This is a genomic window from Cronobacter turicensis (genome assembly GCF_041222865.1).
Classification (GTDB): Bacteria; Pseudomonadota; Gammaproteobacteria; order Enterobacterales; family Enterobacteriaceae; genus Cronobacter; species Cronobacter turicensis.
Genome location: NZ_CP165997.1, coordinates 3,801,817 through 3,816,831, shown reverse-complemented (window position 1 = coordinate 3,816,831; position 15,015 = coordinate 3,801,817). Strand labels below are relative to the sequence as shown.

Here is a 15,015-nt window from a genome sequence, read left to right as displayed (position 1 = left end):
CGGTTTCCTTTGTTGTGGACACTGACAAGGAGTGTAGAGCATTACGCTACCCCGGCGCAGCCCCGCCCGGCCCTGACCGCTCATATCGTTAACATCCGAACGATTAAGCGGGACTATTTCCAATGTCATGGGCCATTTTCCCGCGCCAGCGCCCGCCATCCGGCGAATATGTCGCCGGTTTCCCGCCCGGTAATGTGACTCCTGCGAATTCGCATCGCGACGTTCTTACACACTCACAGGAGTAAGCATTATGGATTCTCAATTCATTGGATCGGTCATTAATGCGCTGCCGCTGGAGCACATGATTGGCGGGCCGCTGCAGGCCATGATCAAAGCGCAGGTGCAGGCCAGCAAAGCGTATGCCGACTTCCTGCTTTCCGTCTGTATTAAAGACGGTAAGGCGGAGGCGGTGCAGTTCGACTACGACGAAACCGTGGTCGATGAAAAAGGCGTGATTCAGGGCGTGGTGAAAAAAACCATGCGCATCCCGCTGCTGGCGGCGATTTCTCACCCGAACATCAGCATCGAAGAAGGGACCATCGACTTCGAGCTGGAAGTCTCCCAGAGCGAATCCAGCAACAGCGAAACCGCGGCGGATGCGTCGCTGGAAGCGTCTGTGGGCTGGGGCCCGTTCAGCGTGAAAATCAGCGGGCGCGTCTCGCATAAAGCGCAGCAAACCCGCTCCACCGATACCCGCGCGAAATACAGCATCCACACCCAGGTGAAACGCCAGCCGCCGCCGGAAGCGCTGATGCGCGTGATCGACTTCCTGACCGATGCGGCCACGCGCCCGGCTATTTTGCCGTCCGAAGCCAAAAAGCTGGATGACAAAACGCTCGACGCCTACCCCGTCACGCCGGTCGCCCCGGCGACGCCTGCGGGAAATAACAACACTGCCCCCAACCGGGTGCCCTGATAGCTAACCCTGAGGCTGCGTTGCAGCCTCATTTCTCACGGAGCGCACTATGTCACTGAAAGACTGGATACGCGGCAACCGGGAAACGGGGGCGGGAGGCGGTCAGGCGTCATCAGGCACAGCGCCCACTCAGGGCACCGCCGCGGTGGATTCGCCGGACGATGCGGCGCTGAACCGCGCCGCCGCGCCGGATATCACTCCGCCGGACCCGGTTCCGCCTGGCCCTCCGCCAGGCGGAGGCACGCCGCCGCCGTCAGGGCCGTCGCCGCGCGGTATGCCCATCACGCTTGCGGATATCACCCGCGGGATGCAGCACGCGGCGACCTCCGCGAACCAGCTCATCGCGCATCAGTATATGCAGGCGCTGGATCCGTTCTTCGAGCACAGCGACGACGGACGGCTGGTGCCGAAAGTCATTGAGATGGAGCTCGACGACAACCACCACTTCAAACTCCCGCTGGTGGCGCTTTCGACGCCGCGCGGGCTGATGCTCGAAAAAATGAAAGTGTTCCTGACGGTGCGCACGGATGCGGTGGAACAGCAAAGCGCGCCGGCAGGCGTTTCTGATGAGGCGGTAGGGCGTTTTCACGTCAGCATGTCGCCGCAAAGCCGGGATAACCACGGGCGCGACAGCGACCACGTGGATATCGAAATGCAGTTCACCGTTCTGGAGCCGCCTGAAAGCGTGATGCGCCTGATTGAGGAATACACCAATCAGGTTCTCCCTAAACCGACAGACAGGAGTAACGACAATGGCTAATATCCCCACCAATACCGGCATACCCGGCGTGGAATTAATTAAATCCTTTGAAGGGCTGCGTCTGGATAAATACCAGGACGCCGTCGGCAAATGGACCATCGGCTACGGCCATCTTATTTTGCCGAATGAAAATTTTACCCGCGCCTTAACGCTTCAGGAGGCGGAAGATCTCCTGCGCGCCGATTTAGGCATGACCGAGCGCGGTATTCGCCAGATGGTGAAAGTGGATCTCAACCAGAACCAGTTTGACGCGCTGGTGAGCTTCGCCTTTAACGTCGGCCTTGGCAATCTGCAAAGCAGCACGCTGTTGCGATTACTGAATCAGGGCAGTTATCGCGAGGCGGCGGATCAGCTTTTACGCTGGAATAAAGCGGGCGGTAACGTGCTCGCCGGATTAACCCGTCGCCGCGAAGCCGAGCGCCTTTTATTTCTGACCGCCCTCTGACGCGCTTATTTAAGGAATAACTTATGAAACGTTTTAAATACATGCCGTTCGGCATGGGGCTTGCTGTATGCCTTTTTGCGTTACCGGGTTATGCCAGCCTGCCGGAATGCGATGTGGTGGTGAATAACGCGAATCAGGAACTGGTGGCGCAAAATAAAAAGCCCGTTAAGGATGTCACTAAACTCACCGGGTTATTACGCACGCTCAATAAAGACGACGTGCTGCCCCGTGAATATATGACGCGCGACGAGGCGCGAAAGCTTGGCTGGAGCGGCAACCCGCAGGATTCACTGTGGAACGTCTGGGCGCTCAATAAAAAGCAGCTGGGCGGGGATCGCTACACCGGCGCGCCGCTGCCGGAGTCGGGCGTGTGGTACACCGCCGATATCGACAGCGTGCGGGGCATCAGCAGCGGTCGGCATCTTATCTTCAGCGCGCAGAGTATGACGCGCTATCTCTCGACGGATAACGATGCCAGCGCGGTTGTACTTCCTCCCTGCCAGTAACCGCCGCGGCCTCAGCGCCTTGCGCGCCGGGGCCGCTTTTCCGAGGTGCCGTTATGGCGGATCAAAACATTCATGAGCTGTTAAGCCAGTGTCTCGCCGCGCTCGCCGGATTGTTTGGCGGGCTGAGCGTGTCGTTCTTCTGGCAGCCTAAAAAACTGCATCAGCATGGCCGACTGGCGGCGGGGGTGATTATCGGCGCCATTAGCGTCAGCACCACGTTTACGCTGGGTGGGTTTATTTCGCACTGGCTGGGGATGAACTTCCGGGACAGCGATATCGCCATGGGGATCGGGTATTTCGTCGGCGCGCTGAGCGTCGGGATGATCGCCTGGGTCGCTAACTTTTTTAACCGTCGCGAAGGCCACGACATTTTGCAGGTGGCGGGCGAGCTTAAGCGCGTCGCCCGCGGCGTGGCGAAACGCGCGCCCGCGCGTAAACGCTCGCCCCGACGCCCGAAATCAGGAGAAACATAATGCCATCGATAAAATTACTGTTCTGGGCCGTGACGCTAATTGATATCACCGTGGCGATTGTGATTTTTATCAGCGCGCTAAACACAAGAATGTTGTTAATTCCGCTGTGGTATCGGCTCGGGTTATTAGTCGCCGCATTTGGTTTCGCGGCCCAGAGTGGGCTTAATTTGCCGTATTTACTGCTGGATAAAAATATTATGGCGCAGACCTTGCCCTTCTGGATATTAAAAGACATGGGCGTTGGACTGGTGGCGATTTATTATTTCTGGAGCGTCATGATAAGCCGTAAAACAACGACGCCTCCGCCAGGGCGTAAAAAAGCTATCACACCTGCCCGCAAAAAATCCCCGCCCCGTTCGCCCCGTAAAAAGACCACGCCATAACCGTATCCCGGAATAGCTAAACAGGTTATTCCGGGAAATGGCCCAGGCTAAACGCCGCTGATTTCCTGCCACCCGGCGAATATTCCTGATGCCCACCTGAATTTATTTTAATCCTGCGAGTTCGCATTCCCTTTTATTTACGTGCAGGAGAGAGATATGTTCACTATTAATCTGGTTTCAGGTATGACCAAAACCCGCGTCATGTCCGGCGCTTTTGCCGCCACGTTAATGGCGTTTTCTTTTAGTAGCTGGGCCCTGAGTGGTCCCGCATGTAATTTCCCGCAGCCGGGGGAGAGGCTGCCTGGGCAGCCGCGCAGGATAATGCGGGCGGGCATCTGGTGCAGTGCCACATCGGGCAGAATCAGGCATGGCTTACGCAGCGCGTTAATGGCGGCCAGCCTGGATGCCAGCAGACGGCGACCGCGTCGGCCTGGCTTTCGGCGCAGGCGATGTGGACGCAGGTGGGGGGCGACATTCAGGCGTTCTGCGCACGACAGACACTGAATCAGAACCGCTTTGTGATTAATACTCAGATGAATGGCAATGGCGCGGCCAACGTTGGCCTGGGCGTTAATAACAACGGCGCGTTTAATATTGCCAATAACCGTACCGCGATTACCGTCATGCAAAATGTGAACGGGCAGTGGCATGTATTAACCAGCTATCCGCAGTAAATAAACAGGGGCATTGTGCAGCGCATAATGCCCCTTAATCATTGGTAAAAACTCATCGTGTGTAGACAGTCAACAAATCAACAGAGCGTTATTCATCCCCGGAATACAACATGGCCGCCTGGGTGCGATTAGTGACGTTAAGACGCCGGAATATCGACTCCAGATGGGCCTTCACCGTGCCAGCGCTGATGTTAAGATGGCGGCTGATCTGCTTGTTCGATTCCCCCGCCGCCAGCAGCTTAAGGATTTCACGCTGGCGCTCGCTCAGCCGCGCCAGCGTGCCGGGCCCGCTGTCCAGCAGCGAAATACTCTCCTGCGGGAAGCACAACATCCCCATTGCGGCGGCGCGCAGCGTCTGGACGATCGCTTCCGGCGGCGAATCGCGCCGTACAAACGCCGCCACATGATGACGCAGAAACAGCCGCAGCAGCGCAGGCTGGCACTGATTTACCAGCAGCACGACCGGAAGGGCCGGGTGACGCTGCGCTAAATCATCCAGCAAATCAATGTTTACGCTTTTGCCTGCATCACCGTCCAGTAAAATCAACGAGGCCGGAAAATAACCGAGTGTAGTATTAATCTCATCCGGATTATTTAATCCGCAGATGGTTATTTCTGGAATAAACTGCTTCAACACCGATGCCATTCCTTCAATAAATATTGATTGCTTATCAACCATTAACACATTCATTGTGAATCTCCATGCAGTAGCGCTCGTTGGGGAGTCTATTAGCAGAAAGAGTATTCAATGAGACGAAAAAAATAAAAGAGGCTATTTGCCCTAGGTCTTTTTGCCGATGGCATCAATGGCATAATTAAAAAGGGTAAAAATAATTAAAGAAATATCATATATAGAGCGGCACGGTTTTTTGTCTGTTTATTTGTGGCTGATTTTTATAGAAAGATAAAAAGGGTATTTAACGATTTATCTGTTATTAACCAAACCGGATGCGCTTGCTTAAAGACTGCGGCATTATTCAGCTCGTCGGGACATTGATCCCGGCATGTGAATAGCGTCACAACCTGAATATGAAATGCGTTTTAGCGCTTTACAAGCAACCCATTCAGCCACTGCTCGCGGCGCTCCGGGCGTTTGTCCTGCGTTACCCATAACGCCTGCGGCGACAGTTCAGGAAAGGCGGCCAGCAGCGTCGTCAGGCGCGCTTCGTTCATATCGGTAAAACGCCGGCCCTGCTGTTCGCGCTCGCCCTCGCCATATTTAAATGAGAGATACCAGATGCCGCCGGGCTTCAGCGCGGCCGACAGCTTTTGCATGGCAGCGGGCAGTTCATCATGGGAGAGATGCAGCAGCGACGCGCAGCACCAGATACCGTCGTAGCGTTCCACTGCATCAAGATCGCTAAAGGTCATCTCCTTTACCGGCAGGCCGCTGTGCGCCCGCGCCAGCGCGACCAGTTCGCCGCAGGCGTCGAACGCCTCGACCTCATAACCCATCTGACGGAACGCGAGCGCATCGCGCCCGGAGCCGCAACCCGCGTCCAGAACGCGCCCACCTGCAGGCAGGTGCGGGGTGAATGCGTCATATAACGAGGACATATCGACCGCGACGGTGCCCTCGAAAAACTCATGCGCGTGGGCCTGGTAATAATTTTGCGTCATCAGAAAATCAACTCCTGTTGCTGCTCGGGCGCCCACTGTTGCAGGCGGTTCGCAAAGGCGGCGTTCCAGGCGTCCTGCAGGAAGGTTTTACGCTGGCGCTCATTATTACCCGTCTGGTTAATGATTGCCTCATGCAGCGGCAGGCGGCTGTTAATAAAATATTCGTTACGGGCATGCAGCCGTGCCAGTAGCGCAAGCGTCGGGACGCGGGCGGATTTACCGTTTTCGCCGCGGTTACAGCTGCGACACGCAAGCACCAGATTCCAGACGCCGTTGAGATTCACGCCCGGCAGTTGAGCGGCAAGCGGCAGAAAGTGATCGACATCAGCAAGCGTCGGGTGGTGTTTCTCAAGGCTGATGGGCGCGTTGCAGTAAAAACAGTGGCCCTTCTGGTAGCCGTTCAGGCTGTTGCGACAGCTCGTCAGCGCGATGCGCGATGCGCTTAAGCGGGTGAAGAGGGTTTCCTGCTCGGGATCGTAATGGACATCCAGCAACTGCGGCGGCAGGTTCATCTGCCAGGCTTTTTCGACCAACCGCCAGCGGGCGTCTGTTTCATGCGTAAGATTCGCGAACTGCGTGGTTTCCGTGAGGCGATAAAAGTCATCGGTGAGGCGGATGGAAGGGAGAGCGGGCGATGCACTATGCTGAAATTTTCAGCATTCGACAGGGCAGTGCAAGGGCGCTGCTTGCATGGCGGGCCCTGACAGGTATAATCGCAACGTTTTCCGCATCCCTTCCGTGCCGGAGTGGCGAAATCGGTAGACGCAGTTGATTCAAAATCAACCGTAGAAATACGTGCCGGTTCGAGTCCGGCCTTCGGCACCATACGATGCAATCAAGTCGCCCAAGAGCGGCTTTTTTTGTGTCTGGAATTCGGGCAAATTAAACCTTCAGTGAACAACATTCAGTATAAATCTATCTTTCTAGTCTCTTACGACTATGGAACCGAATATAGATTTATTTGATCATAATGGCATACCGACAGCCATCTTTGTTAGATCGGATTTTTGGTAAAAGTTGACTGTATTTACAACACCGCTTCCTTCTGCATAACAATTTTCTTTTATTTTACAATAAGTTATTGGTACCTGTAAAAAAAGGCATATGGTGCTCAATTGTTACCTTCTATAGAATAAGGATATTCTTTAATTAGAGAACATGAAGTTATGAGCGCAATCACATTACGTAAAGCGTTGGGTGTCCTTGCTAAGTCATCTTCGTATTCCGTTACAACAGAGACTCATCGACAAAAGGACGTGTTTGATGATCTCAAAGAACAACTGTTTGTTAAACAAGAAATTGAAGTAGAACTACAGCGTCATCTGGATAGCGCTAAGCCCGGTGAGATCATTTTTCTATGTGGTAGTAGTGGCGATGGTAAGTCGGAAATACTTACGCGTTGTAAGTCAGACCCACGTTATCAGCAACGGTTCACTTTTCATCTGGATGCAACGCATAGCTTTGCTCCTCAGCAAACGGCTATCGACGCCCTTAATTGTTTGTTTAGCAAGCATCATCAGCAATCATCTCCTTTGCTCGTGGGGATTAATACCGGGATGCTTGCTAACTTTGCCAGAGAAGGCGCTGAGTGCCATCAGGCGCTGCGTTTAGTAATTGACAAATTTCTGGCGAAACAACAGGAGTGCAATGGGCCTATTTGTCTTAGCGATTGTACGTTTTTTGATTTTGAACATTACCAAAAGTTCAAGTTTGACGCAGAGCACGAATACTCCCCTTTTATCAAACAATTGTTAAATCACTTAACAAGTAACGATGACCAAAACTTGTTTTATACAATTTACCAACGCGATGAATCGCTTGGTAATGATTTAAAAATCATTGCTAACTTTAAAATGCTGTGTATGCCCGGCGTTCAGCATGTTTTGATTACTCAGCTGTTTAAAGCCAGGTTAATAAAAGATCAATTTGTCACTACAAGAGCATTGCTGGATTTTGTACATCACTTACTTACCGGACCAGGGTACCTTTTTGATAATCTTTTCAATAGCGTTGAAAATGATTTAATAAAAAAGATCTCTGATTTTGACCCTGCCAGACTACATACATACGAAATTGATCAATTTATTCTGCGCTATGAGCTTGGCTTAGTTGATCCTGAACTGGATGCTTTTTTGGGAACACTTAAGCAATTACATCTTACGTTTGAGCGCCAAAGTGTTAAGCCGGGAGATGCAGCCTCATTAATCCGACTCTTCTGGCTTTTACAGCATGAGTCGTTAGGGAATAATTATCACCATAAATTTTTGGCATTTTTTAAAGAGTCATTATTCGAGCATTATTCAGAGATTTGGCATCTGCATAAAAACTACACAGCAGATCTGGAACAAAAAAGACTGCTTAACCGGTTTTATTCTTTCGAACTCATAGCGGGTATCCAGCGCTATGCAAACCGTAAAGCGCCAGAGTTGAGTAAGCATAAAGAAGAATTTTTTTTGGGGGAGTTTGGCGGGGTAAAAATAACTGCGCCGGTAGCGCTGAAGCCTGACTGGGACGCTATCCGTAGTAAACATACTGCTCATCCTACTGGCTTCGATGTTCATTTAAAAGTGGGTGAAGATCCATTACCTCCCATCCGTATCGGGCTTAATCTATTCGAATTATTGAAAAAGTTAAATAATGGTTATCGTCCGAATAAATACGATAAAAATGCTATTGTTCTATTAGACGGAATTATTGAGTTAGTTTCTGATAAGATCAAGCTCAGTACTGAGATAAGATTTTATGATGGTATGCGGCGAGTATATAGTGCAAGATTGGATGACGATATGATCTCTATTAGCGGAATGGAGGGGTAACAGAATGTATCCTATTTCAGAGATCTTGGAAGTAAGGAAAAATAATCCACAACCCAGTTATCTTCCTATACGAAATAAAAATAATAATATTAACTGGCAAATAGTGACCGGTTTGGTATTAAGTTATTCTTTGAAACATAAAATTGAAGAGTCTTACGGGATTGAACAATTCAGAGATGATTGCAAAGCCCATTTTGAAAAAATAATCGACGAACCAGACTTCTGGGCCGTCTTGGAACGAATGTATTTTTCGAACCACGATATTTTTCGTGTTTCTCCTATTTTTTTATTTTTTCAATCCCAGTTTAACAATGAAAGAATAAACTCTGGTTCAGCAGCCGATAAGCGTCTTGGTGCTCTCTTCGCTAATTTAATGGGGGATTTTAATCTCAACTATCCAATGCCGGATAAGCTGAATTTTATCGAAAAGCAACTTTTGAATAAGCTTGATGAAAAGGTATATGAGTTTTCTGGTGAAAGTCCATTTACCAAAGAACAATCTTATCTTCCCTTTATTGCGAAATGTTTTCAGTCCGATTTGGCATTTCTAGCGGAATATCCACAATATCTTCTACAGGAACTAGCCAATACTTTGCGATTGTATGCTTTTAGCTGGTGCGCTCAACTTGCGCTCAATCTGGACAATTGGCAAAAGGGGGAGCCGCAAAGCAAATCACTTTTTTTCATCCTTGACTCGGAAAAAGCCAGTGCAGAACGGGAAGGTGTGCAAACCTATGGTTATAAGCTTTTTGCTCGGCATAGTAAAAATCTTTTCCCGATGCTGTCTGCGCTGGAAGTTTTACAGTGGAATGATAAAAAGCACAAAGGGCAACCCAAACGCCCGCTATGGCAGGTTTATCAAGATTGTCTCAATTACTCAGATTCATCAAAGGTACTAAATTCGCTTAACAATTACTTGCAGGAGTTTATTGTCGAGCGCGAACTTCAGGTTTGCGAACGAGCTGCAAACTTGGATGAGGCCTTTAAGCAGCTAAAATCAGTTGCTGTTGGACAGTTTCAGAATAAAAAGTCTGATAGAGCAAGAGTGAACCGAGACTACATTAATGAGCTTGAGAGCCAGATTTGCACTGACTTCATTCAGGTCCGTGGTCGGGCAGGGAAAGTGCTGGTGCTGAATCAGGATCGTCTTCTGTTACTGACCAATCTCACCGTAGGCAAAAATGACAAACTCCGCCTGCACGAGCTGCTGCGTGGTTTTGAACAGCGCGGTTTTTATCTGGATAACCAGTCGGCGCAAACGTTGGTGGCGTTTTATGAACGCATGGGAAATGTAGAGCGAATGAGTGATAGTGGAGACGCCGTGTATGTCCGTAAAACAGTATGAAACCTATCTGGCAGAAACCTTTATTGAATGGGTAGGTGGCATCATTCAGCCCGGCGAGCGCTACCAGTTCAAATCTCCCGATCCCGATAATGCCCTAAAACTATGGGAAGCATTCCTCTCTCTGGCGGACGGCCATCAGTTGGAAATTGCGCCAGGGCAATATATTGATTGCCTCCCCTGCAAGGGTGTTCAGCTTATTCCTGTACTGCACGGAGCCGAGGCTCCAGCATTCACAGAAAACTACATTTCTCATTTGCGCGATGAAGTTGCAGGGCGCAGCGGCGTTTTTGCCCAAACAGCGCTGTTGATTATTCACAACAGTATGCTCGATACCCTGATTAACAGCACGAAAGACGTAGCGGCACCAGATGCTATCTGGTACCCGCAAACTTTCAGTCATCAGTTGGAAAAGCTTATTACTACTGGTAGTAACCGTTCGGAATTGTCCCGTTGTTTGCTGGAGGATCAACTGGCGACGGTACTGGATGAAGGGGCGACTGTATTTGGTTTCTCGTCGCTGTATCGCTTGCTGGATGATGGCAATCTGGATTTCTCTGAGCTTCATCTGTTTAAAGATGATGAACTACTGAACTATAGCCAGAAGCAGCTACGCACCCGACTGAATGAAAACCGGAAATTATATCGCCAGATAGAAGATAGTATTGAACGCTACAGTGGACAGCTGGAGAATGTGCTACCTGAGTTTAGTTCAAAATTCATTCAGGAGCATTTTTACGATAAAGATGACTGGCGTGAGCTCGATTTCTCCGACTACAGGAAAGAGAAAGAACAGAATAGTGAACAAAAACTGGTGCTGGAGAACGTCTCTGTCGAAAACGGTGAGGTTTGGCAACGGGCGAAAAGCGCCAGTAAGGCAGGCAAACGAGACATCAGCCTGCTGGTGCAGGTGCAGCCTGGGCAATCAAAGGCTGAACTGGAGTTCAGTTTCCAGGGTAATGATCTTCAGGATAACCAGATAAAGATTGCCCATAATCGCCAGTTAAAGAATGCATCTTTCTGGCGCACCAGCCGGGCGGGCGGCAAGACTTCCCGCATTATGGCGTCGGTGCCTTTTGATGGGCATCCCTGCTTCTTTAGTCTCGAACTGACCAACCGCAATAATTCAGCCGAAGAGTATAAATTTCGCCTGTTGTTGGTCGAGCAGGGACAATTCTGGTTAAACGATATTCAGCACTGCTACCGCGTTGAGCCAGGTAAAGATCAAATAACCCTGCAACTGGAAGATAACACGCTGCGTATTGCCGAGTCTGGCAACTTGATCTGTACGTTGGATGACGAGAGTGAAGATATCGACTGCCAGCATTATGCTCTTGTGAATTTTGAGACGCTGGCAAATCAAAGTGACCTGGTTCAGTTTGCGCTCGTGTCCGGTGATTCCCGTCTGTCGTTTAACATCGAGGGGCCGGGAGCAGAAGAAGGGCTAACGTTGCCGTTGCTTTTTGACCAAAGTCGTTTCAATAAATTGTTCAAAGAAGAGGGCAATGCAACCTGGAACCGACTAAAAGGGCGCATCATACTCGATAATACTGAACACAACGTCGTCGGTGTACGCCAGCAGTTGTTGATACTGGAAGCCTCATTAATTGAACAACGTCTGCTGGGTAAGGGAAGTGACGATAGTGAGTTTGCGCTGGGTGAACTTCTTGCAAGTTACCCCGATCTCCATAACGCCTATGAGCAGTTATTTGCCTACTATCATCGTCGTAACACCCTACCGAGTCTGGTGTCGTGGTCAGCGGAATATCGCACACTGGTCAGCTACATTGTTACTACGTTTGAACAGTCACTCCAGCAAATCGGCCTGAGCAGAGCGCTGACAGCGCACGAGAAACGTCTTCTGCATCTGGGGATTTGCCGCAATGATAGACATGAGCGTCTCTCTCCACTGCACCCATTAGTGCTGGCCTACCATCTACAACTGGCAGAAACTATCGTTGCGGAGTCAGAACAGCACGATTCGGCTTCATTTGCCACACTACCGCCGATCACTCTTGATCGCTTGATGGTTTCCGGGTTAATGCCGTTTGTTTACCACAGTGAGCATGAATATGCGCAACTACAGCCGGTGGAGGAAAACCGCTTCTGGATTGATGTGGTTCCTCAGCGGCAGGTCAGCCATGACTACGTTAAACGTCTGGTAAAAGACAAACTCAATGAGTTCACAGACGCGTATGCCCGGTTGTTCCAGAGCGCTGAAAACAGTGCGTTGATTATCAATGCCATTAATCAAGGGAATGCCAAAGAACTATTTCTGGGATTAGTAGAATATTTTAAGCAAGAAAAAGAGCGCGCTATTTCGGTTCATGTGAACTGCTACGATGAACGTTTGCTACCCAATATGTTCGATCACTTTGCCGAAAGTGGTAGCTATGAGCAGCTTAAAAACGATCTCGATCTGAACAGCGGCGTATGGCGGGCGGAAGCCGATATGTTGATTGACCTGCTGCGTAGCCGGTTAACGTTCAGCAAATTTGTTCTGCCGTCAGAAAGAGACAAGCTGGCCTATGCACATCTGGCATTTTTCACCAATACAGCACCTGTGGATTGCCGCCAGATCCGCATTGAAGATGCGTCCAGCGGGGTATTGTGTCATGGGTTGATCGCTGGGGAAGGTGCCGAAACGCAGGGGGATGCTTACTTTACCGCGTTTGGACTGCGTGATGTGGATACTGAGCCCTACAGCACCCTGCGTCTTGCCCGACTAATCGGCTGTCTGTGGCAACCCGCACGTCAAAGCAACAGCCAGTATCATGGACAAGGGATCGGCCTGGCTGTGAGCGGCAATTTTAAACAGCTGCTCAATTACTCCTACAATAGCGCGCTCTGGACCACCATTATTGATCCAAAAGTCACCCTCGACTTTTTCACCAGTCAGAAAGATGTGGTGCTTATCCACTATTCTGACCAGTACACCAGTTGCGCAGGCTACGATGCCGTCACCGTCACGAAGCAGGTTGATTTGTTCCTGCGGTTGCTCCAGACCGGAAGCCAGTCAGGGCAACCTGCTGTTGATAGTCAGCATCTGCTGGCTGAATTTAACGCCTTTAATGGCGAATGGCTGCTGAAAATGCTGCGCTCTAGTGAAAGGGAGCGTAAAGAGAAACACGGCATTATAGGCGCGTACAAATTTGTGCAATCCATGCTGCACCAGTCCGATATTTGCTGGATTCCGCTATCGGTGGCCGAAATGATTCGCGTGTCCGGCAATGTCGGGCTGAAAATGAAAGAGACTGATTTATCGAGAAATTTACAGGGTTATCGTAAAGGTGCGATCTCTGATGATGTGCTCTTTGTGGGATTCAAAGAAGACCGCCTCTATCTGTTGCCGCTGGAAGTTAAAACCGGGGCGCGACCGGACTACAGCTATGCAGGCCAACAGGCTCGTGAGTTGAAACGCTACTTACAGCAGGACATTCTGGAACCACAAACGCTGGCATCACAATTGTACCGGGCGCTCTTTATTCGTCAGGTGCTGATGCAGGTGGAGAAACTGCGTCTGTACGGTGTGCTGGACAGCGACAAACTGGCTCCCTTACTGGAACGACGTGAATGGTGGTTAACGGGCGACTATCAGTTAGGTGAGTTGGCCGACTATGTGGACGGCTTCGTCGTGGCACATGTGGACAGTGCAACCTGCTTCGATCTCTCTTTTAAAGAGACAGCGGAGAATATCTTACAGATTGAGATCCCTTATTCACTGTTGCCTTCGCTAATTTCTGCGCAGGGGAATGAACCACCGCTGGCGGAACGTTACCGGGTGCCGGAAAAATATCGGCTTAAGCCAGAGAGTGATGCCACTCCGTCACAATCCGAAGTCGTGGTAGAAGTCACAATGCCCGCTACTGCACGGTCCATTTCGGAACCGGAGTCGTTACAGCCTACTGTACCGGTGGCGACTTCTGATATTAGCGATACTCCATTACAGATCCTGTTTGGTCATGATGCTGTGCGTCAGAGCCCGCTACATTGGGAGCCAACCAACACCGCCAAGTTCATGAATACCAATACCGGCATTATTGGAACGATGGGCACCGGTAAAACCCAGTTTACTAAATCGCTGGTCACACAGTTGATGCGTAATCAGTCCTGTAACGTTGATGGTAAACCTATCGGTTTGCTGATCTTCGACTACAAATCAGACTATGTGGATGAGGCTTTTCTTGATGCAACGGGTGCTAAAAAGTACAAGTTATTTAAGCTGCCTTACAACCCCTTATCTCTGTTTGGCGACACGCCAATGCTACCAATCCATACTGCTGGTGGACTATCGGAAACGATGGCGAAAGCCTATGGGCTGGGCCATAAACAGCAGCTCAAATTAGAAAATCTGATTTTAGAATGCTACGAAGCGGCAGGTATTTCGCCGGAAGATCCGGCAACATGGTCAAGAACTGCGCCGACGATTGAAGATGTATGGCAGCGCTTCCTTGATCAGGAGAAGGTTGAAGAAGATTCGCTTTACGCAGCACTTTCTAAACTGGCGCGTTACAAGATATTCGAAACCATCCCGGAGAAAATGACCAGCTTGTACGAATTGATTGACGGCGTCACCGTAATCGAACTGGCTGGTTACCCGCCAGAAGTGCAAAACCTGGTAGTCGCGCTCACGCTGGATCTGTTTTACGCTCAGATGCAAAAGCGCGGTAAACCGGTGGTGCGGGGGGATTATCGTCAGCTCACTAAAATGATTCTGGTGGACGAAGCCGATAACTTTATGCGTCAGGACTTTTCCAGCTTGCGTAAGATCCTTAAAGAAGGCCGTGAGTATGGCGTCGGTGCGATCCTCTCAACGCAGGAGATTACTCACTTTAAGACGGGGGAAAATAATTATGCCTCCTATATTTTAACGTGGGTAATCCATCGCGTTTCTGAGATTAGGAACGCGGATATCAAGGCGGTATTTAACGTTGATGATAAAGGTGAGCAGGAGTCTTTGATGGGGCAGATTCGGCAACTTGAGAAGCATTTTAGCCTTTATGTCGACGGGGATAAAAAAGTTAAAAAAATGCGCGATAGAGCATTTTGGGAATTGACATTATAGTGTTTGTAATTTTAT

Annotated in this window: 11 protein-coding genes, 1 tRNA gene and 2 pseudogenes; 11 read left to right on the top strand and 3 right to left on the bottom strand. The window is 50.1% G+C overall.

The window, feature by feature from the left end; genetic code table 11:
- Positions 1 to 250 precede the first annotated feature (250 nt).
- From AB8W27_RS18205 to AB8W27_RS18175, 7 genes and pseudogenes are all read left to right on the top strand, one after another.
- On the top strand, positions 251 to 916 hold the full coding sequence (locus AB8W27_RS18205; protein ID WP_007705312.1) for a DUF2589 domain-containing protein: 666 nt from the start codon (positions 251 to 253) through the stop codon (positions 914 to 916).
- 49 nt (positions 917 to 965) lie between these two features.
- Entirely contained in the window at positions 966 to 1,676 is a 711-nt protein-coding gene (locus AB8W27_RS18200) for a DUF2589 domain-containing protein (RefSeq protein ID WP_041923136.1), read from the top strand.
- A complete protein-coding gene (locus AB8W27_RS18195) occupies positions 1,669 to 2,121 on the top strand; it encodes a lysozyme (RefSeq protein ID WP_041923137.1) in 453 nt (150 codons plus the stop codon). Before AB8W27_RS18200 ends, AB8W27_RS18195 begins: the two co-directional genes overlap by 8 nt.
- A 23-nt stretch (positions 2,122 to 2,144) precedes the next feature.
- Positions 2,145 to 2,627, top strand: a complete 483-nt coding sequence (locus AB8W27_RS18190) for a ribonuclease (protein WP_041923138.1) — start codon at positions 2,145 to 2,147, stop codon at positions 2,625 to 2,627.
- Positions 2,628 to 2,680: 53 nt separating this feature from the next.
- Positions 2,681 to 3,100, top strand: a complete 420-nt coding sequence (locus tag AB8W27_RS18185) for a hypothetical protein (RefSeq protein ID WP_012815114.1) — start codon at positions 2,681 to 2,683, stop codon at positions 3,098 to 3,100.
- Positions 3,100 to 3,483 (top strand): hypothetical protein, encoded by a 384-nt coding sequence (locus AB8W27_RS18180; protein ID WP_012815115.1) that lies wholly within the window; start codon positions 3,100 to 3,102, stop codon positions 3,481 to 3,483. Before AB8W27_RS18185 ends, AB8W27_RS18180 begins: the two co-directional genes overlap by 1 nt.
- Before the next feature lie 156 nt (positions 3,484 to 3,639).
- Positions 3,640 to 4,157: pseudogene (locus tag AB8W27_RS18175) on the top strand (RNase A-like domain-containing protein).
- 88 nt (positions 4,158 to 4,245) lie between these two features.
- On the opposite strand, the gene AB8W27_RS18170 reads toward AB8W27_RS18175, so the two are convergent.
- From AB8W27_RS18170 to AB8W27_RS18160, 3 genes and pseudogenes are all read right to left on the bottom strand, one after another.
- Entirely contained in the window at positions 4,246 to 4,848 is a 603-nt protein-coding gene (locus AB8W27_RS18170; RefSeq protein WP_041923139.1) for a response regulator transcription factor, read from the bottom strand.
- Between the two features lie 350 nt (positions 4,849 to 5,198).
- The gene (locus AB8W27_RS18165) at positions 5,199 to 5,777 is read right to left on the bottom strand and encodes a bifunctional 2-polyprenyl-6-hydroxyphenol methylase/3-demethylubiquinol 3-O-methyltransferase UbiG (protein ID WP_012815118.1); all 579 of its coding nucleotides are present in this window, start codon (positions 5,775 to 5,777) and stop codon (positions 5,199 to 5,201) included.
- Positions 5,777 to 6,397: pseudogene (locus AB8W27_RS18160) on the bottom strand (HNH endonuclease); the annotation flags it as partial. The pseudogene AB8W27_RS18160 and the gene AB8W27_RS18165, both read right to left, overlap by 1 nt.
- A gap of 120 nt (positions 6,398 to 6,517) precedes the next feature.
- Here AB8W27_RS18160 and AB8W27_RS18155 point away from each other — a divergent pair.
- The 4 genes from AB8W27_RS18155 to dptH all read left to right on the top strand — a co-directional run bounded on the left by AB8W27_RS18155 (position 6,518) and on the right by dptH (position 15,000).
- Positions 6,518 to 6,602, top strand: a tRNA-Leu gene (locus tag AB8W27_RS18155).
- Between the two features lie 341 nt (positions 6,603 to 6,943).
- Entirely contained in the window at positions 6,944 to 8,593 is a 1,650-nt protein-coding gene (gene dptF / locus AB8W27_RS18150) for a DNA phosphorothioation-dependent restriction protein DptF (protein ID WP_012815120.1), read from the top strand.
- A gap of 4 nt (positions 8,594 to 8,597) precedes the next feature.
- Positions 8,598 to 9,938: a DNA phosphorothioation-dependent restriction protein DptG gene (dptG, locus tag AB8W27_RS18145; protein ID WP_012815121.1), complete on the top strand. Its 1,341-nt coding sequence runs from the start codon at positions 8,598 to 8,600 to the stop codon at positions 9,936 to 9,938.
- A complete protein-coding gene (dptH, locus tag AB8W27_RS18140; RefSeq protein WP_041923140.1) occupies positions 9,919 to 15,000 on the top strand; it encodes a DNA phosphorothioation-dependent restriction protein DptH in 5,082 nt (1,693 codons plus the stop codon). Before dptG ends, dptH begins: the two co-directional genes overlap by 20 nt.
- Positions 15,001 to 15,015: the final 15 nt, after the last annotated feature.